At 58.8% G+C, this 17,625-nt stretch carries 21 protein-coding genes and 2 pseudogenes; 19 read left to right on the top strand and 4 right to left on the bottom strand.

The window, feature by feature from the left end:
- The first annotated feature begins 49 nt into the window (after positions 1 to 49).
- The 12 genes from B3D39_RS20390 to B3D39_RS20335 all read left to right on the top strand — a co-directional run bounded on the left by B3D39_RS20390 (position 50) and on the right by B3D39_RS20335 (position 9,666).
- Entirely contained in the window at positions 50 to 379 is a 330-nt protein-coding gene (locus B3D39_RS20390; protein WP_009573560.1) for an ArsR/SmtB family transcription factor, read from the top strand.
- 186 nt (positions 380 to 565) lie between these two features.
- A complete protein-coding gene (locus B3D39_RS20385) occupies positions 566 to 1,153 on the top strand; it encodes a TetR/AcrR family transcriptional regulator (RefSeq protein ID WP_009573561.1) in 588 nt (195 codons plus the stop codon).
- Between the two features lie 55 nt (positions 1,154 to 1,208).
- Positions 1,209 to 1,625 (top strand): organic hydroperoxide resistance protein, encoded by a 417-nt coding sequence (locus B3D39_RS20380; RefSeq protein ID WP_009573562.1) that lies wholly within the window; start codon positions 1,209 to 1,211, stop codon positions 1,623 to 1,625.
- A 4-nt stretch (positions 1,626 to 1,629) separates the two neighbouring features.
- On the top strand, positions 1,630 to 2,787 hold the full coding sequence (locus B3D39_RS20375) for an iron-containing alcohol dehydrogenase (RefSeq protein WP_009573563.1): 1,158 nt from the start codon (positions 1,630 to 1,632) through the stop codon (positions 2,785 to 2,787).
- Positions 2,788 to 2,799: 12 nt separating this feature from the next.
- On the top strand, positions 2,800 to 3,837 hold the full coding sequence (locus B3D39_RS20370) for an NADP-dependent oxidoreductase (protein WP_078522931.1): 1,038 nt from the start codon (positions 2,800 to 2,802) through the stop codon (positions 3,835 to 3,837).
- A 9-nt stretch (positions 3,838 to 3,846) separates the two neighbouring features.
- Complete coding sequence (locus B3D39_RS20365; protein WP_009573565.1) at positions 3,847 to 4,524, top strand: type 1 glutamine amidotransferase domain-containing protein; 678 nt, start codon at positions 3,847 to 3,849, stop codon at positions 4,522 to 4,524.
- Between the two features lie 10 nt (positions 4,525 to 4,534).
- Positions 4,535 to 4,666: a glutathione S-transferase N-terminal domain-containing protein gene (locus tag B3D39_RS20360; RefSeq protein WP_256376246.1), complete on the top strand. Its 132-nt coding sequence runs from the start codon at positions 4,535 to 4,537 to the stop codon at positions 4,664 to 4,666.
- Positions 4,641 to 5,474, top strand: coding sequence for a glutathione S-transferase family protein (locus tag B3D39_RS20355; RefSeq protein WP_342741275.1), 834 nt, complete (start codon positions 4,641 to 4,643; stop codon positions 5,472 to 5,474). Before B3D39_RS20360 ends, B3D39_RS20355 begins: the two co-directional genes overlap by 26 nt.
- Entirely contained in the window at positions 5,471 to 6,457 is a 987-nt protein-coding gene (locus B3D39_RS20350) for an aldo/keto reductase (protein ID WP_078522933.1), read from the top strand. The genes B3D39_RS20355 and B3D39_RS20350 overlap by 4 nt, the downstream gene beginning before the upstream one ends.
- A gap of 189 nt (positions 6,458 to 6,646) precedes the next feature.
- Positions 6,647 to 7,741 (top strand): alkene reductase, encoded by a 1,095-nt coding sequence (locus B3D39_RS20345; RefSeq protein ID WP_286790036.1) that lies wholly within the window; start codon positions 6,647 to 6,649, stop codon positions 7,739 to 7,741.
- A 95-nt stretch (positions 7,742 to 7,836) separates the two neighbouring features.
- Positions 7,837 to 9,228, top strand: a complete 1,392-nt coding sequence (locus B3D39_RS20340) for an NAD-dependent succinate-semialdehyde dehydrogenase (RefSeq protein ID WP_009573569.1) — start codon at positions 7,837 to 7,839, stop codon at positions 9,226 to 9,228.
- Positions 9,229 to 9,300: 72 nt separating this feature from the next.
- A complete protein-coding gene (locus B3D39_RS20335) occupies positions 9,301 to 9,666 on the top strand; it encodes an aldo/keto reductase (RefSeq protein ID WP_246832773.1) in 366 nt (121 codons plus the stop codon).
- On the opposite strand, the gene B3D39_RS20330 is transcribed toward B3D39_RS20335, so the two are convergent.
- A protein-coding gene (locus B3D39_RS20330; protein WP_088726066.1) for an IS5 family transposase occupies positions 9,650 to 10,407 on the bottom strand; the annotation gives its coding sequence in 2 pieces (ribosomal slippage) (positions 9,650 to 10,083 and positions 10,083 to 10,407; 759 coding nt in all). The two genes, B3D39_RS20335 and B3D39_RS20330, sit on opposite strands and share 17 nt — an antisense overlap.
- A 158-nt stretch (positions 10,408 to 10,565) precedes the next feature.
- Here B3D39_RS20330 and B3D39_RS20325 point away from each other — a divergent pair.
- Both B3D39_RS20325 and B3D39_RS20320 read left to right on the top strand, forming a co-directional pair.
- Positions 10,566 to 10,829 carry a helix-turn-helix domain-containing protein gene (locus B3D39_RS20325; protein ID WP_078523425.1) on the top strand — a complete coding sequence of 88 codons (264 nt, stop codon included), beginning with the start codon at positions 10,566 to 10,568 and terminating at the stop codon, positions 10,827 to 10,829.
- 251 nt (positions 10,830 to 11,080) lie between these two features.
- Positions 11,081 to 11,758 (top strand): annotated as a pseudogene (locus B3D39_RS20320) (IS3 family transposase); the annotation flags it as partial.
- A gap of 84 nt (positions 11,759 to 11,842) precedes the next feature.
- On the opposite strand, the gene B3D39_RS20315 reads toward B3D39_RS20320, so the two are convergent.
- A complete protein-coding gene (locus tag B3D39_RS20315) occupies positions 11,843 to 13,069 on the bottom strand; it encodes an IS256 family transposase (protein WP_273069937.1) in 1,227 nt (408 codons plus the stop codon).
- A gap of 123 nt (positions 13,070 to 13,192) precedes the next feature.
- On the opposite strand from B3D39_RS20315, the pseudogene B3D39_RS20310 reads away from it, so the two are divergent.
- Together B3D39_RS20310 and B3D39_RS20305 are read left to right on the top strand one after the other, a co-directional pair.
- Positions 13,193 to 13,676, top strand: a pseudogene (locus B3D39_RS20310) (IS3 family transposase); the annotation flags it as partial.
- A 343-nt stretch (positions 13,677 to 14,019) separates the two neighbouring features.
- Positions 14,020 to 14,214, top strand: a complete 195-nt coding sequence (locus B3D39_RS20305; protein WP_146681717.1) for a hypothetical protein — start codon at positions 14,020 to 14,022, stop codon at positions 14,212 to 14,214.
- 33 nt (positions 14,215 to 14,247) lie between these two features.
- Here the strand turns inward: B3D39_RS20305 and B3D39_RS20300 are convergent, their stop codons facing one another.
- Positions 14,248 to 14,673 carry an RNA 2'-phosphotransferase gene (locus tag B3D39_RS20300; protein ID WP_286790035.1) on the bottom strand — a complete coding sequence of 142 codons (426 nt, stop codon included), beginning with the start codon at positions 14,671 to 14,673 and terminating at the stop codon, positions 14,248 to 14,250.
- Between B3D39_RS20300 and istA the strand changes: the two genes are divergently transcribed.
- Together istA and istB are read left to right on the top strand one after the other, a co-directional pair.
- A complete protein-coding gene (gene istA, locus B3D39_RS20295) occupies positions 14,632 to 16,131 on the top strand; it encodes an IS21 family transposase (protein WP_243252214.1) in 1,500 nt (499 codons plus the stop codon). The genes B3D39_RS20300 and istA overlap by 42 nt on opposite strands.
- Complete coding sequence (gene istB, locus B3D39_RS20290; RefSeq protein ID WP_243252177.1) at positions 16,128 to 16,892, top strand: IS21-like element helper ATPase IstB; 765 nt, start codon at positions 16,128 to 16,130, stop codon at positions 16,890 to 16,892. The genes istA and istB overlap by 4 nt, the downstream gene beginning before the upstream one ends.
- A 121-nt stretch (positions 16,893 to 17,013) precedes the next feature.
- On the opposite strand, the gene B3D39_RS20285 is transcribed toward istB, so the two are convergent.
- A complete protein-coding gene (locus B3D39_RS20285) occupies positions 17,014 to 17,409 on the bottom strand; it encodes a J domain-containing protein (RefSeq protein WP_286790039.1) in 396 nt (131 codons plus the stop codon).
- Positions 17,410 to 17,490: 81 nt separating this feature from the next.
- On the opposite strand from B3D39_RS20285, the gene B3D39_RS20700 reads away from it, so the two are divergent.
- On the top strand, positions 17,491 to 17,625 hold a 135-nt coding region (locus tag B3D39_RS20700), incomplete at its 3' end, for a transposase (protein WP_414718045.1).

Here is a 17,625-nt window from a genome sequence, read left to right as displayed (position 1 = left end):
GAACCTTTCTCTAGTTTCTTTCTGCGGAAGGTTCAAGTATATTCGAACCATGAGTATCTTACCCGACACTGCCAGCCCCGATCTTGCGCACCCGCAGGAACAGGAGCTGCAACTGACGCAGGTCTTGTTCGCACTCAGCGATCCGGGCCGGTTGGACATCGTGCGTCAGCTCCGCGACGGCCCGGTCGAAATGGCAAACTGCAATTTAATGGACCCGGAAGTGGCGAAATCCACCAAGTCGCACCTGTTCAAAGTGTTGCGCGAAGCAGGTGTGATCCGGAATATCCCCAAGGGGCGAGGTCGCCTGCTTTCACTGCGAAGAGATGCGCTTGACCGTCGCTTTCCTGGTTTGCTGGAAGCAGTGCTGAACGCAAACTAAGGGCGTGCCGCATCGATTTGCGTATGCATTGCTTGTTTTTCTGTGCTGGATGTTAAAGCTGCTAACTGGTGTGCATGCTGGCTAGCGCCTTTCCCGTACCGTTTCTCAGCGCCGCTCACGGCCCTGTGATTAGAAAAAGCCACACCACCCCTAGACGACCGGTCTAATGAGGCTATATCGAGGGTCATGGAACAGAAAAACGACACACGCTCACAGATACTGACCACAGGACGACGCCTGACAGCCAAGCAGGGCTACACAGGTGTCGGTCTGAGTGCGCTGTTGAAAGAGGCCGGTGTTCCGAAAGGGTCGTTCTATCACTATTTCGCCTCCAAGGAAGCTTATGGCTGTGCGCTGTTGAACGATTTTATGACGGAGTATGGCACACGCCTGAACGCGTCGCTTGCGCATCCGGACATGGATGCACGGTCTCGGTTTCTGACCTATTTCGAAGAGTGGCGGAAAAAACAGATCAGCCCCAACCTCGAAGACCGGTGCTTGGTCGTCAAACTGTCCGCAGAGGTTGCTGACCTCTCGGAGAATATGAGCAATATCTTGCAGAAAAGTGTGTCCGAAATCGTCGCGCGCCTGACGGAGACCCTTGAACAGGGAACGGACGATGGCACGATCGCCGCGCTTGAAGACCCCCGCTCCACGGCAGAAATGATCTACCACATGTGGCTTGGAGCCAGCCTCGTCGCGAGCCTCTCGCACAGTGAAGCCCCGCTCAATTCCGCTATGAATGCCACAAAGGTGCTCGTTCCAGGAACATAACCCCAAAAATTTTGACACATCTATAGACGACCAGTCTATTCGCGAAAGGAAGCTCATGAAAATCTTCTACAAAACCACCGCAACGGCAACAGGGGGCCGCTCGGGAACCGCCGCCCTCAACGATGGCAGCTTTTCAGTCCAGATGGTTCGCCCGGACAGTGGCGAGGCGGGGGTGAACCCCGAGCAGTTGTTCGCGCTTGGCTATGCGGCCTGTTTTGATAGCGCGATGGAAATGACCGCAAAACAACTCAAGCTTGATGCCAAAGCGGCATTAACGTCGGTTGAGGTGGGCATCGGCCAACGCGCCGAGGGCGGATACGGACTTGATCTCGACATTACCGCACATCTGCCGGGCATGACCCGCGAGGATGCTGAAAGACTTGTCGAAGCGACGCACCAGGTCTGCCCATACTCCAACGCCACACGCGGAAACGTTGACGTGCGCCTGCACATTGAAACTGAAGGAAACTGAACCCATGAATAATTTTGACTTTCGCAATCCGACACATATCCTGTTTGGCAAGGGCCGTATCGCGGACCTAAAGGATCAGGTTCCGGCTGACGCAAAGGTGCTGATCCTCTATGGTGGAGGCAGCGCGGAGAAAACAGGCGTCCTTGGTCAGGTGCGTGCGGCACTTGCGGGCCGGACCTTGGTCGAATTTGGCGGCATTGAGCCCAATCCGCGCTTCGCCACTGCGCTGAAAGCTGTCGAGGTGATTGGCCAAGAAGGGATCACCTTCCTGTTGGCTGTCGGCGGTGGTTCCGTTATTGACGCCACCAAATTTATCGCGGCGGCGGCCAAATATGATGGCGACGCCTGGGACATCCTGACATCTCGCGGGTCGGTCATCACGCAAGCGCTGCCCTTTGGGACCGTGTTGACCTTGCCCGCCACCGGTTCGGAGATGAACTCTGGCGCTGTGATCACCAATCCCGAGAAGGGCGCTAAGCTTCCGTTTGGTAGCCCACATTGCTACCCGGTTTTCTCGGTGCTGGACCCCGAGGTCACTTACACGCTGCCGCCCCGTCAAATCGCGAACGGCGTGGCCGACGCGTTTGTTCACATCATCGAACAATATCTGACCTATCCATCCGCCGCGCGCGTTCAGGACGGTTTTGCCGAAACCCTGCTACGCACCCTGATCGAGCTTGGGCCCAAAGCCCTTGAGACGCCGGAGGACTATGACGTTCGCGCCAACCTGATGTGGACGGCAACGCTGGCCCTGAATGGCCTGATCGGCGCAGGTGTCCCGCAGGACTGGGCAAGCCATATGATCGGACATGAGATTACCGCGCTCAATGACACCGACCACGCCCGCACACTGGCTGTCGTGTTGCCGTCACTGATGAACGACCAACGTGGCCCCAAACGCGAGAAACTGCTGCAATATGCTGCCAATGTTTGGGACATCCGCGAGGGATCTGATGATGCGCGGATTGATGCCGTGATCGAGGCAACACGCGGGTTCTTTGAACAGGTGGGCATCAAAACCCGACTCGGCGATTACGCAATTGCTGCACCTGAAATTGATCGCATCGTCGCCGCCTTGAAGGATCACGGCATGACCGCCCTTGGCGAACAAAATGCCATCACCCCCGAGGATGCCCGCCGCATTCTTGAAACAGCCTTCTAGGAGATGATGACCATGACACAGACCGAAACAGTAAACCGCCAGCTTGTGCTGGCGGAACGCCCCAGAGGCGAACCGACCAAGGACACGCTTCGCTTGGTCGAAGGGGACGTCCCCTCCCCTGGTGCTGGGCAAATGCTTCTGCGCACCGAATATCTGTCGCTGGACCCTTATATGCGGGGGCGCATGAGCGATGCGCCATCTTACGCCGCGCCGGTGGAAATTGATGGCGTGATGGAGGGCGGCACAGTGGCTCAGGTCGTCACCTCACAGGTTGATGGCTTTGCGCCGGGCGACTGGGTGCTCAGCTTCAATGGCTGGCAGGATTATGCCCTGTCGGATGGCGCGGGGTTGACAAACCTTGGCAAATCACCCGCGCATCCGTCTTGGGCGCTCGGTATCATGGGTATGCCCGGCTTTACCGCTTGGGCGGGTCTGACGCAAATTGGCGCGCCAAAACCTGGCGAGACCATCGCCGTGGCGGCCGCAACCGGCCCTGTCGGGGCCACTGTGGGCCAGATCGGCAAGATCCTTGGCTGCCGCGTGGTCGGCATCGCGGGCGGACCAGAGAAATGCGCCTATGCGGTCAATGAGTTGGGTTTTGACGCCTGTATCGATCACAAGGCAGATGACTTTGCCGAACAGCTTGCCAAGGCCAGTCCCGATGGCATCGATGTCTATTTCGAAAATGTCGGCGGCAAGGTCCTCGACGGGGTCATCCCGCTGTTGAATTCAAACGCACGGGTGCCGGTCTGCGGATTGATCTCTCAGTATAATGCGACTGACTTGCCCGAAGGACCGGACCGGATGAATTGGCTTATGGGTCAAATCCTGCGCAAAAAGATCAAGGTGCAGGGCTTCATCATCTTTGACGACTTCGGCCACCTCTACCCGGATTTTGCCAAAGACATGGGGGCGTGGATCGAAAGCGGCCAAATCAAATACCGCGAAGAGATCATCGACGGTTTGGAAAATGCACCCGAAGCCTTCATTGGCCTGCTGAATGGCGAAAACTTTGGCAAGCGCGTGATCCGCGTCGGCGAGAAAAAATAGGAAAATAACATGAAAATTCTGATGGTACTGACATCCCACGACACACTCGGGGACACAGGCAAGAAAACCGGCTTCTGGCTGGAGGAGTTTGCGGCCCCCTATTACGTCTTCAAGGACGCCGGAGCAGACATTATACTGGCCTCGCCCAAAGGGGGACAGCCGCCGATTGATCCGTCCAGCGACAACGCTGACGCACAGACCGACGACACCCGTCGGTTCAAAGACGATCCAGAGACGCAAAAGCATCTTGCGACGACGCTGAAGCTTTCGGATGTAACCGAAGACGGGTTCGACGCCATCTTCTATCCGGGCGGCCACGGCCCCTTGTGGGATCTGGCCGAAAATGCGGACAGCAAACGCCTGATCGAGGCCTTCGCCGCCGCCGACTTGCCTGTCGGCGCAGTTTGCCACGCCCCCGCCGTGTTCCGCCACACCCAAGGCGCGGACGGCAAACCGCTGGTGTCTGGCCGCCGGGTGACGGGTTTTACCAACACCGAAGAAGAGGCCGTCGGCCTTACCGATGTTGTGCCGTTCTTGGTGGAAGACATGCTGAAGGCCAATGGTGGCCAGTATGAAAAAGGGGCGGATTGGGTCAGCTTCGTGCTGCGTGACGGAAAACTGGTCACCGGCCAGAACCCCGCCTCATCCGCCGCCGCCGCGCAAGAGATCCTCGGGCTGCTGAAGTAGGAGAAAAGCGATGACCGACCTGATCCTGCACCACTATGAAGCCTCTCCCTATTCCGAAAAAATCAGAACTTTGATGGGCTTCAAGGGGCTATCATGGTCATCGGTCATCGGTCATCGTGCCTCCGATTGCGCCAAAGGCTGATCTGCTAACCCTGACGGGTGGCTACAGGCGGGCCCCAGTGCTTCAGATCGGGGCGGATATCTACTGTGATTCCGCCCTGATCGCCGCCGAGCTTGACCAGCGGTTTCCGGCGCGCGCCCTTGCCCCGAACACTGCGGGCACAGCGACCCCGCTGCTCGACAATTGGGCGGACCGCATTTTGTTCTGGCAAGTGGTTCGTTACAGCATGGGCCTGCGGGCCGATGCCGTTCCCCCAGCCCTGATCCACGACCGCGAGGCGTTTTGGGATCACAAGATTGATCTGGACGGCCTGAAAGCGGATGTCGGATATCATCGTGGCCAAATCACAACAGGGCTTGGTTGGCTTGAGAACCTGCTGGGCGGTGCCGATTTCTTTGCCGGGGACACGCCCGCGCTGACTGATCTGGCACTCTATCATGTGGTTTGGTTTTTTGCCAAAGCTGACACAACCGCCAGCGGCAGCGGTCTATCGCTGTTCCCGGCATTGTCGGCATGGATGGCGCGCATTGCGGAGTTCGGTCACGGCACACGAACCGAATTGGCGCCTGCTGAAGCGATCATAATCGCGGTTTCGACGACCCCTGCCCCGCTTCCCGCAACGGGTCTTGCCCATCCCGCGATAGGCGCGTCGGTACAGGTTCTGGTCGATGAATTTGGCACGGAAGTCATCGACGGTACGCTGGTCCATATCGACGACACCCGCATCATTCTGCATCGGGACATGCCACAGGTGGGAACGGTTGCCGTGCATTTCCCGCGTCACGGCTATCCGCTTCGTACCACCTCAATTCAAGGAGAAAACACATGAAAACGCGTAATCTGGGCGCCGGACTTGGCGCGACATCAGCCATTGGACTTGGCTGCATGGGCATGTCCGAATTCTACGGCCCAACCGACCGCGATCAATCCTATGAAACGCTGGACCGTGCGCTTGAATTGGGCGTCACGTTCTACGACACCGCCGATATCTATGGCAACGGCGCGAATGAAACCTTGTTGTCGGATTTCGTTCGGCAAAACCGGGACAACCTCACGCTGGCGACCAAGTTCGCCATCATCCGATCCCAAGACCCGACCTCGCGGTTTATCGACACCAGCCCGGCCTATGTGAAACAGGCAGTCGAGGCCTCATTGGCACGTCTGGGAATTGATCAGATCGACCTTTATTACGCGCATCGCCTTGATGGGGTGACCCCGATTGAGGACACGGTTGGAGCGATGGCTGATCTTATCAAAGAAGGTAAGATTAGAGGCATCGGGTTAAGCGAAATCTCTGCACAATCTTTGCAGCGGGCAAATGCGGTGCATCCGGTTGCGGCGGTTCAGACAGAGTATTCGCTGTGGTCGCGCGACCCAGAGGGAGAGATGCTGGCCACATGCGCCGAATTGGGCACGGCTTTTGTACCCTACAGCCCGCTTGGGCGCGGCTTTCTGACCGGCAAGGTCACCACACTAAGCGACCTGGCTGATGATGATTTCCGGCACACCCAGCCGCGCTTTGCCGATGGAAATCTGGATCAGAATCTGAACTTGCTGGAGCAATACCGTGCCATCGCCGACAGCGCCGGATGCTCGCCTGCGCAACTGGCGCTCGCATGGGTCTTGGCCCAAGGCGATCATATTATTCCGATCCCGGGCACCAAACGGCGCGCCTATCTTGAAGACAATATTGGGGCCGCCGATGTCACACTAACCGAGGACATTCTCACCCGCCTCGACACCTTGTTCCCACGCGGCGCTGCCGCTGGCGATCGTTACACGGAACAAGGGATGCAGATGACCGATCTGTAGATCGGAAAGCCTGCATTGCAAACTCGACCGGCGGCGCAGCCTCTTTGACCTAAGCCCTGCGCCGCCGCCACAAATTCGCCCCCAAAACGACCGGATCAGGCGTTGGCCACATCCGACACGCCCAAAGCAACCGGCCCATCCCTTTGTCCCAAATTCACTCTCCTGCCAGTCAGGAGACGAGGAGTCATTATGTCAACCATCCCTGAAACTGACCTCTTTTCCCCCGTCGTTGTCGGACCTTATACGCTGTCAAACCGCATCGTAATGGCCCCCCTAACCCGCGCGCGGTCCCCCGAAAACATCGCCACCCCAATGATGCAGGAATATTACGCCCAACGCGCATCGGCAGGCCTGATCATCAGTGAAGGCGTGAACATTTCGCCGCAGGCCACAGGGTACGCCTTTACTCCCGGGATCTGGACCGACGAGCAAATCGAAAGCTGGTGCCCCGTCACGGCCGGTGTCCATGACAAGGGTGGCCGCATCTTTGCTCAGCTGTGGCATGTCGGCAGGGTGTCCCACCCGGATGTGCAGGCCGGTGGGATATTGCCTGTCGCTCCCTCCGCTGTTCGCCCTGAAGTGGATGCGTTCACTCCGGATGGAAAGAAACCAGCACTCACACCGCGGGCGCTGGCCCTGGAGGAGTTGCCGGGGATTGTCGCAGATTACGCGCAAGCGACGCACAACGCTCTTGCCGCAGGGTTTGATGGCGTCGAGATTCACGCCGCGAACGGATACTTACTCGATCAGTTCATGCGTGACGGGGCCAACCAGCGTAGCGATGCCTATGGTGGGTCGGTCGAGAACCGCATTCGGCTGACACTTGAGGTCACGAAAGCTGTCGCGGCCATCTGCGATGATGGCCGCACAGGTCTTCGGATATCCCCAATCAGCACTGCCAATGGCCTTACGGACAGCAATCCTGCACCCGTGTTCACCGCACTTGTCGATCAGTTGAATGATATTGATCTGGCTTATCTCCACGTTGTGGAAGGTGTGACGGGCGGAGCACGAGCCGTCGAGGGTGGATTTGATCTGAATATCTTGCGGCAGCGTTTCAACGGGATCTACATCGCCAACAATGGCTATGACAGAGACCTTGCAATTGCGGCGCGCCGCAGTGACGCCGCCGATCTAGTCGCCTTTGGTCGTCCCTATATTGCCAACCCGGACCTGGTGGCCCGGCTACAGCAGAACGCACCCCTCAACGCACTTGACGGCGCGACCGCATATGGCGGCGGGGCCGAGGGATACATCGATTACCCTGTTCTCCCACATGAGTGATCGCAGGAACGTACACTTACCAATCCAGGACTGGACAATGGCCGGTCCTGAAACCTCTGCCTCCCGTGAGCAGATCTAACAAAAAGGGTTCTACCATGGCCTATGAAACACGAAATCCATACACTGGTACTCTTCTGGAAACCTTTCCAGATGCAACCGACGCGGAAGTTCATCAAGCGATTGAAACTGCTCATGCTGCATTTCTATCGTGGAAGGAAACCAGCTTTGAAGAACGCGCGCGTGTGATGCGCAATGCCGCTGAAATATTGCGGCGTGATGTCGATATTTTCGCCAATCTGTTGACTGTTGAGATGGGCAAACTTGTGCCCGAAGCCAAAGCAGAAGTTGCTCTGTCAGCGGACATCTTTGACTATTACGCAAACAATGCCGAGGCGCTATTGGCTCCCGAAAAGCTGCCAGTGGCCGACCCCAATGAAGGTGACGCCGTCCTTTCTGCGGAGCCGCTTGGGGTCTTGCTCGCGATCGAGCCCTGGAACTTCCCATTCTATCAGGTGGTCCGTATCGCTGCACCACAGCTGTCCGCAGGCAATACCATGTTGCTCAAACACGCCTCCAATGTTCCGCAGGCCGCCGCCGCATTCGAAAAGCTGATGCTGGATGCTGGTTTGCCTCAGGGTGCGTTCAAGAACCTCTATGCAACACGGTCTCAGATCGAAACCATCATTGGCGATCCCCGCGTTCATGGCGTTGCGCTGACCGGATCGGAAGGGGCTGGCTCGGTCATCGCCTCGCAGGCTGGCAAGGCTTTGAAAAAATCGACGCTTGAGCTTGGCGGTGCGGATGCTTTTGTGGTGTTGGCCGATGCGGAAATGGAGAAAACCATAAAATGGGCAGTCTTTGGCCGACACTGGAATGGTGGTCAGGTCTGTGTGTCTTCAAAGCGCATGATCATTGTCGATGATGTCTATGATCAGTTTCTTGAAGGCTACACTGCGGGTGTCGCCAAGCTGAATGCTGGTGATCCGCTGGACCCAACCACAACCTTGGCCCCCCTGTCTTCCGAGGCCGCCGCAGAAGAGATCAAAGACAAAATACGTCAGGCGGTATCCTGCGGAGCCACAGCAACCGAAGTCGGGCCGCGCGTTCCCAATTCGGGTGCTTTCGTTCAGCCGACCATCCTAACCGATATTTCAGAAGACAACCCCGCTCGGTATTGGGAGTTTTTCGGTCCGGTTTCGATGCTTTTTCGCGCGAAGGACGAGGCGGACGCCGTACGCATTGCCAACGATTCACCATTCGGGTTGGGCGGGTCGGTGTTCACGGCCGATCCGAAGCATGGCGCGGAGATTGCGAAACAGATTTCTACGGGCATGGTCTTTGTCAATCACCCGACCATGGCGAAGGCGGACCTTCCTTTCGGTGGCATCGGGCGTTCGGGCTACGGCCGCGAACTGGTCGGGCTCGGCATCAAGGAGTTCGTCAACCACAAGCTGATCTCAGTGGTTGATATCGACGCCCCGTTCTAGGGAACAATGCGCCAATCCGACCAGTGGTTGGGCTGGCGCATTAGCTTGAAAGTATAAAGAAAGGTCACCGCTATGAAATTCCGCAATCTTGGTGCCAGGCTGGGCGCCGTTTCTGCTATTGGATTGGGCTGCATGGGAATGTCCGAGTTCTATGGGCCCTCCGACAAAGCTCAATCGCTCGCGACGTTGGAGCATGCGCTCGAAAAAGGTATAACATTTTTCGACACTGCTGATACTTATGGTCTTGGCCACAACGAGGAACTGCTCAACAGCTTTCTCGCTCGCCACCGAGACCAAATCACACTCGCAACCAAATTCGGCATTGTGCGCGATGGTCCGCTTGCGGACCGCCGCATTGATAATACCCCAGCCTACATTGCCAAAGCCAATGAAGCGTCTCTCAAACGCTTAGGGTCAGGATTCATAACCAGTAGATGACGAGAGCCGCTAGGGCGATGGCGGAGAGGAAGACCTTCGGAGATCGGTCATAGCGGGTCGCCACACGCCTCCAGTCTTTGAGCCTACCGAACATTATCTCGATCCGGTTACGGCGCTTGTAGCGGCGTTTGTCATATTTGATGGGCGTCTTGCGTTGCTTTCGGCCCGGGATGCAGGCGCGTATCCCTTTGTCCTGCAACGCGTCTCGGAACCAGTCGGCGTCATAGCCGCGGTCCCCGAGCAACCAGTCGACCTTGGGTAGGCTGCTCAGTAGCGCCCGCGCACCGATGTAGTCGCTGACCTGCCCAGCGGTGACGAACAGGCTGAGCGGTCGCCCTTGGCTGTCGCAGATGGCATGCAGTTTGGTATTCATGCCGCCCTTGGTTCGCCCGATCAGGCGACCGCGCCCCCCTTTTTCGCGGCCAGGCTGGTCGCGGTGCGGTGTGCCTTCAGGTAGGTCGCGTCGATCATCACGGTCTTTTTCTCTCCGTGTTCGGCAGCTAGGCCGGCCATCATCTGGGCGAAGATGCCTTTCTCGCTCCAACGCTTCCACCGGCTGTAGAGCGTTTTGTGCGGGCCATAGGCGGCAGGAGCATCACGCCAACGCAAGCCATTGCGATTGACGAAGATAATCCCGCTCAGCACCCGTCTGTCATCGACCCGCGGCTTGCCGTGCGACTTCGGGAAGAAAGGGGAAAGCTTGGCCATCTGCTCGTCGGTCAGCCAGAAAAGATCGCTCACGTCACCGCTCCGTTTTCGGAGCCGTGAATCACGCGACGCAACAGAAATCAATGCATCCTGACCCTAAGATGGGCCGGACTGTCATCGCTGTTGGAGGAAAAGAATCTTGTGGCGGGTCAGGTCTCCCAAGAAACCCCAAATCGTGCTAAGATAAACAGATGAAAAGCTTTCGAGACAAGATGCTTGGAGCGCGCCCCGAGATCGCGGAGCGCGAGATCGAATTTCGCGCAAAAATCGATCTCGCCATGCAACTACGCGCGCTGCGCGATGCCGCGAACCTGACTCAAGAACAAGTGGCGGTCCGGTCGGGTTTGACCCTCAAGACCGTTGAAGCGTGCGAAGCACTCGCCGGTACGATGCCGGAACCGGCCGATGTCGCGTTATATCGAGCGGCACTTCAGATTCACCCGTCAGCAGGCTGAAACGCGATTTCGCTTCATAATGCGTTGATTGCGCAGGGGACTTCTATCGGTGCCCGAGCCCAACTTTGTAGACGAAGGCGCGTCTTTTGAAGAACGACCTGGCGGACATTCCTCTACCACCTTGATACCGATCCGTCGCGGAAAGCCACCTTTAAACCAGATTCCCGCCTGCAGTTTGGCCAAGTCTCCCGAGATCAACCCTTGGGCGTATTGAATGGCCCCGTGTATCGTAGACGCCTTCTTTGCTCATTTTGAGGCAAGGAGGCCATGATGAGCAGCGACCCGCGTTCAGCGACGATTTCAAAAGAGATGCCGTCGCGCAGATCACGGAGAGGGGCTACCCGGTCAGGGAGGTGGCCGAGCGCTTGGGCGTGAGCCAATACTCTCTCTACTCCTGGAAGAAGACGTTCGCGAAGGCGTCATCCGACAACGCTGAGAAGGATGCCGAGATCCGACGGCTCAAGCGTGAGCTCCTGAGAGTGACGGAGGAGCGGGACATTCTTAAAAAAGGCGACTGCGTATTTCGTCAGGGATGCCAAGTGAGATACGCGTTCGTGGCCGAGCATCGCGGGCAGTTCTCTATTCGGGCGATGTGTCGCTGCTTACGTGTTCAGCCGAGTGGCTTCTACGCGTGGCTGAAGGCCCCGCTGAGCAAGCGAGCTCAAGAAGACGAGCGGCAGATTGCTCTGCTGAAGGAGGCATGGGTGGAAAGTGGCAAGGTCTACGGTCACCGCAAACTGCATGACGACCTTCTCGAGCAAGGCGAAAGCGTCTGCCTGAACCGTGTTGCCCGCCTGACCAAGCTGGCCGGCATCAAGGCGCAGATCGGTTACAAGCGTCGACCGGGGAAGTATGGCGGCAAGCCCTCGGTGGTCGTCGACAACACACTGGACCGGCGGTTTGACGTGGCGACACCGGACAGCGTCTGGGACGAGGCCTTGTTCGCCGGTCGTGTCGCGAATGCTGTGGAAATTTCCTGGCGGCGTAGTCCGGGCATGTGAAGGTGCGTCCAATCAGGCGGCGAGGTCAAGGGCGATCGGTTCGATGGGCTGAGAGAGGGTCTCCCAGCCATCGACCTTCCGCATCTGGATCTGGCCGGAGGCCAAGAGCGCCCAGAGCAACATCGGCACGGTCTCGGCGCAGGGCAGCACGGTTTGCGTCTTGATCCGGCGGCGGAATTCCTCGTTGAGACGTTCTATGGCGTTGGTGGTCCGCGCTGACTTCCATTGCGACGGGTGCAGGCGGGTGAAGGTGAAGAGGCGCTCGCCAGCTTCCTCAAGGCTGTCGGCCACCGCCCGGCACTTGAGCCGCCACTTGCGCAGGAACGCCTTGCGGCGGGTTTCGATCCCGGCGGCGGTATCGGCATAGATCATGTCGCGGTAGTCCGCGGTCAGCTCGTCATGCAGGTGCTTGGGTGCATGCGCCAACAGGTTGCGATGCTTGTGGACGGTGCAGCGCTGGATCGGCAGCTTGTCACCCCAGAGTGCCACCAGCGCGGCTTCCAGGCCTGGGGCGCCATCGACGATGACGAACTCGGGTCGTTTCAGGCCACGGGCGTCGAGGTCGGCGAGGAACTGGCCCCAGGCTGCCGTGCTTTCCCCACCCATATTCTTGATGGAAAGCAACACCTTCTGCCCGTCCCGGCGCACGCCGATCGCCGCCAGCACCGAGATGTTCGTGGCCTTGCGATCCAGCCGGGTCTTGATGACGGTGCCGTCGAGGATGAGCCGGACAATGTCTTCCTCGGCCAGGCTGCGGGCGCACCAGGCGTCCCAGTCGACCTTCACCTTGCGCCAGGCCCGGCTGACCACATCCTTGCCGACAGCGCCTTCGAAAAGGCCGGCCAGCGCGCGTTTTACCCGCCGCGTGTTGGTGCCCGCGAGGTAGACCGCCGCGATCAGCGCCTCGGCCTTCTTCGTCAGCCGCTGGTAGCGCGGCAACGCCTTCGAGCGCCATTCGGTGATCTTGCCAGCTTCATCTTCGATGCGGGCACGCGGCACGCGCACCGTCTCGGCGCCGAACGTGCCGGTGAGCTGGCGCTCGCGGTGCCCATGGCGGTAGCCCTTCTGCGCGCCGTCGCCGCGGCCATAGCGGCAGCGCCCGATGAAGGCCTCCAGTTCTTCTTCGAACAGCGCCTCGATCGTGGCGCGGACGGTCTGCCGAAGCCGATCCTCAATCGGATCGTAGCCGCGCCCCGCTTCCAGTAGCGCAGGCGTGCTGGTGTCTGTAATCTGGTTCATGGCGTAATCTCCCTGGCGGTGCTAGCCGCCGGTTGGGTGGGTTCAAGTCACCCGGAGATTACGCCGCCAAACAATTTCCACCACCCGCGCGACACGACCTGTTCGCCATTGGTTCAAGAACAATGGACGAGTGACATCACCTATATCCGCACGCAGGAAGGCTTCGCCTATCTCGCCGTTGTCATCGATGGTCGTCAGGAAAACGATTCCCCGGATCGTTTTCTGATCCTCCTCCATCTCGCGTCGTGTCGTTGGATGGGCGATGCAAAGCCGCCAGACGACCGAAGTTGTCCTGCAAGCGCTGCTCACGGCGACATGGCGGAGAAAGCCCAGGGAAAAGGTTCTGATCCATTCGGACCAGGGCAGCCAATTCACCAGCATGGACAGGGCAGCGTTCCTTCGGGCCCACAATCTGGAGCACTCGATGAGCCGCCGCGGAAACTGCCATGACAACGCGGTCGCTGAGAGCTTCTTTAACCTGCTGAAGCGTGAGCGGATCAGACGACGGACCTACCGAACACGCAAAGAAGCCAAGCAGGATGTGTCCAACTACATCGAGATGTTCTACAATCCAAAGCGCAAGCACGCCCGGAACGGAATACTGTAGCCCGTCGACTTCGAGCGGCAGCAGAAACTGAGACACGAAGGTGTCCACGATACACGGGGCTATTCATTCTCTGTGACGCTGGAGGCTGCAAACGTCCAGACTATCAGCGCAAAGCGAGTGGGTGAAATCAGTCGCGGAAGGCCCATCCGTCTTTCGGATCTCGCGAGTACCCTGTCCAAGCTTACAGCAGAGGGCACTCCGGCCGGGTAACTTTGCATGTGTCAGTGGGGAACGCGCCGACCGATACCATGCTGCAAACCCGCTCTAACTTAGGCTGAGATGTAAGGTCTTCTTGATTTTTTGACGATTTTACTGCATTCGAGAATGTCTCAAGGGGTACGCTATGAAGTCTGAGAAGCACTTTTCATTCGAAAAGCGCGCTGCTGAAAAAGCCGCCGCGCGTGCCAAGGATGAGCGCGATATCCGCTCAGGCGTCGTTTCCGCAGCTAAACTCGCGCACGAGAACGGCGGCGGTCGGCGAAAGATTAAACTTCTCGGCTCTTCCGCTCGCATGCAGAAATTAGCTTCTCATTACTAAGCGCTGATCTTTTCAGAGCGAATTACGTTGAGATTAGCCGACGCTTCGAACGCCAAAACGAAGATACTCGGACGGCACACGGTCGGTCAGCCATACCCCGTTATCGGCGCGGCAGAACACGTAGCCATCACCATGCATTCTGCCAGCTTCTACCTGCAGAACCGTTGGCTTTCCATGCCTCTTACCGACGCCGGCTGCCGTCGACGGATCGCCCGACAAATGTACGTGTCGGCGCCCCCCGGGAATCAGCCCGGATGCGAAGATCGCATCGAGGCTTTGAGATGCGGTGCCGTGATATAGGAACTCTGGCTGTGAACGGCGGAGCAATACTCGGCCACGGTAGCGGCGCCGTTGTGGTGTCGCGGGCGGCGTAAAAGTCGTCCACTTTTGCCCTTTCCGAGAGGGGAGGGTTGGGGGATTTACACCGTGGATTTGTATTTGAAGGTGCGTCAGGCTCATTTTCAGGATGGCTTGAGCGGACGCCAGATTGCCCGGGATTTTGGGGTCAGCCGGGACAGCGTTGCGAAGATGTTGGCCTATTCGGAGCCGCCCGGGTATCGGCGGACGGCACCGATCAGGCGACCGAAGCTGGATGCGTTCACCGGCCAGATTGACCAATGGCTTGCCGAAGATAAGGTCCGGCCGCGCAAGCAGCGCCACACGGCCAAGCGCATCTTCGAGCGGCTGCGGGATGAGTGCGGGTTTGATGGCGGCTACACGATCGTCAAGGATTACGTCCGGACCAGGAAGCGGACCGGCAAGGAGATGTTCGTGCCGCTCAGCCATCAGCCGGGACATGCGCAGGCAGATTTTGGCGAAGCTCTGGTCGTGATAGGCGGGGTGGAGCAGAAGGCACGTTTCTTCGCCTTTGACCTGCCGCACAGCGATGCGTGCTATGTTCGGGCCTATCCTGCCGCGACCACCGAAGCCTGGCTGGACGGGCATGTCCATGCCTTTGCCTTCTTCGGCGCAGTGCCGCAGTCTATCCTCTACGACAATGACCGCTGTCTGGTCGCCAGGATCATGCCGGACGGCACCCGTGACCGCACACAACGGTTCAGCGCGATGCTGTCGCATTACGTGATCCGGGATCGCTATGGCCGTCCCGGCAAGGGCAACGACAAAGGCAAGGTCGAGGGACTGGTCGGCTATGCGCGGCGGAACTTCATGGTGCCGATCCCGTCCTTTCCGGACTGGGACGCGTTCAACGCTCACCTGGAAGAACAATGCCGCAAACGGCAAGGCGATGTCTTGCGTGGCCACAAGGCCAGCATCGGCGCACGGCTGGACGCCGACCTGTCTGCAATGCGGGAATTGCCTGGGGTGCCCTTTGATGCCTGCGATTTGCAAAGCGGTCAGGTCACATCGACATCCGTGGTGCGCTACCGCGGCAATGATTACTCTGTGCCCGTCGCTTATGGTCACCGTGAGGTCTGGATCAAGGGCTTCGTGACCCGTGTTGTCATTGGCAGCGCCGCCGAGGTGATCGCGGATCATCCCCGTTCCTACGACACCGGTGACATGGTGTTTGACCCACTGCATTACCTGCCGCTGATTGAGCATAAGATCATGGCCTTCGATCAGGCTGCACCCCTGCAGGGCTGGGAGTTGCCGGAAGCCTTCGCCACGCTCCAGCGGTTGTTGGAGGCCCGACAGGGCAAGACAGGCAAGCGCGAGTATGTGCAGGTTCTGCGCTTGCTGGAACGGTTCGAAGTCGACGCCCTGCATCTGGCCATCAAGGATGCGCTGAGAATGGGAGCAATCAGCTTCGATGCGATCAAGCATCTTGTCCTGTGTCGGGTCGAGCGAAGGCCCCCGAGGCTGGATCTCGATGTCTATCCGTTCCTGCCCAGGACCAGTATCACTACCACCTCGGCGGCATCCTATATGAGCCTGCTGGCAGGGGGTGGTGCATGACAGACGCCCCGGAATTACTGCTGACCCATCACCTCAAGACTCTGCGTCTGCCAACCTTCCTGCGCGAGCATGACAAGCAAGCGCGTATCTGCGCCGCAGAGGGCGTGGATCATGTGCGCTATCTGGCCCGGTTGACCGAGCTGGAACTGATAGACCGGGAACGGCGCATGGTGGAACGCCGGATCAAGGCCGCGAGGTTCCCGGCAATCAAAAGCTTGGATAGCTTCGACTTCAAGGCGATCCCGTCGCTCAACAAAATGATGGTGTTGGAGCTCTCCCGCTGCGAATGGATCGAGCGCAAGGAAAACGTCATCGCCCTCGGCCCGTCTGGCACCGGCAAGACCCATATCGCCCTCGGCCTGGGCCTGACCGCCTGCCAGAAAGGACTGCCAGTCGCCTTTGTCACCGCCTCCGCTCTCGTCCACGAGATGATGGAGGCCCGCGACGAGAAACGCCTCCTGCAACTCCAACGCAAACTGACAAAGGTCAAGCTGCTGATCATCGACGAGTTGGGCTTCGTGCCGCTCAGCAAGACCGGTGCCGAACTGCTCTTCGAGCTGATCTCGCAGCGCTACGAGCGCGGTTCAACCCTGATCACAAGCAATCTCCCATTCGAAGAGTGGACGGAAACCTTCGGCACAGAACGCCTGACCGGCGCACTTCTGGATCGGCTGACCCACCACGTCAATATCTTGGAAATGAACGGCGAAAGCTATCGGCTCAATCAAAGCCGCGCCCGCATCGCAACCGCCGGAACATGATCCTCACAGAATTGGCCTGACGGCCAATGCGCCTTGGAACGTGCTTGCTATATGAGGGCCGCACGCTCCAAGGCGCACGCGCTTAAATGGCCTACTTTTGCTCCGCCACAGTGGCCGAGTTTTACTCCGCCGTTGACAGCGGCGAGACCCCCTTGCCGCGCAGCCGCAGCTTGCGCCCCGTCGAGGCGCCCTGCGGGATCGTCACCGAGACCGGCCCCGAAACCGTGGGCACCTCAACCTTTGCGCCCAGAACCGCCTCGTCAAAGGTGATCGGCAGCTCCATCTCGATGTCGTCGCCCGTTCGGGTGAATATCCGGTGCGGCCGGACCGAGACCGTAATATAAGCATCGCCCGGCCCGCCCTGGCCATGGCCGGACGCACCCTTGCCGCGCAGGCGCAGGGTCTGGCCGTCTTTTAGGCCTGCGGGGATCGTCAGCCCGAACGTGTTGCCGTCGGGCATGGTAACGCGCCGTTTCGTGCCGCGCACGGCGTCGAGGAACGTAAGCGCCCGATTGATGCCGCCTGCCTGATGGAGGCGGAGCGAGATAAGACACGTGCATAACGACGTCTTTAGCGACGTGTCTTATCGGGAGGCGCTATGTTGGGTGAGGTTCTGGGTGTCGAACGGCGCCGTCGTTGGAACGACGAGGAGAAGCTCGAGATCTTGCTGGAAGTGGGTGTTGGCGGGGCTTCGGTTACGCAAGTTGCTCAGCGACATGAGCTCACACGCTCG

The sequence above is a fragment of the Thioclava sp. UBA3469 genome, from assembly GCF_002378135.1.
Classification (GTDB): Bacteria; Pseudomonadota; Alphaproteobacteria; order Rhodobacterales; family Rhodobacteraceae; genus Thioclava; species Thioclava sediminum.
The sequence above is the reverse complement of the archived record's forward strand: the minus strand, read 5'-3'. Positions and strand labels throughout refer to the sequence as shown.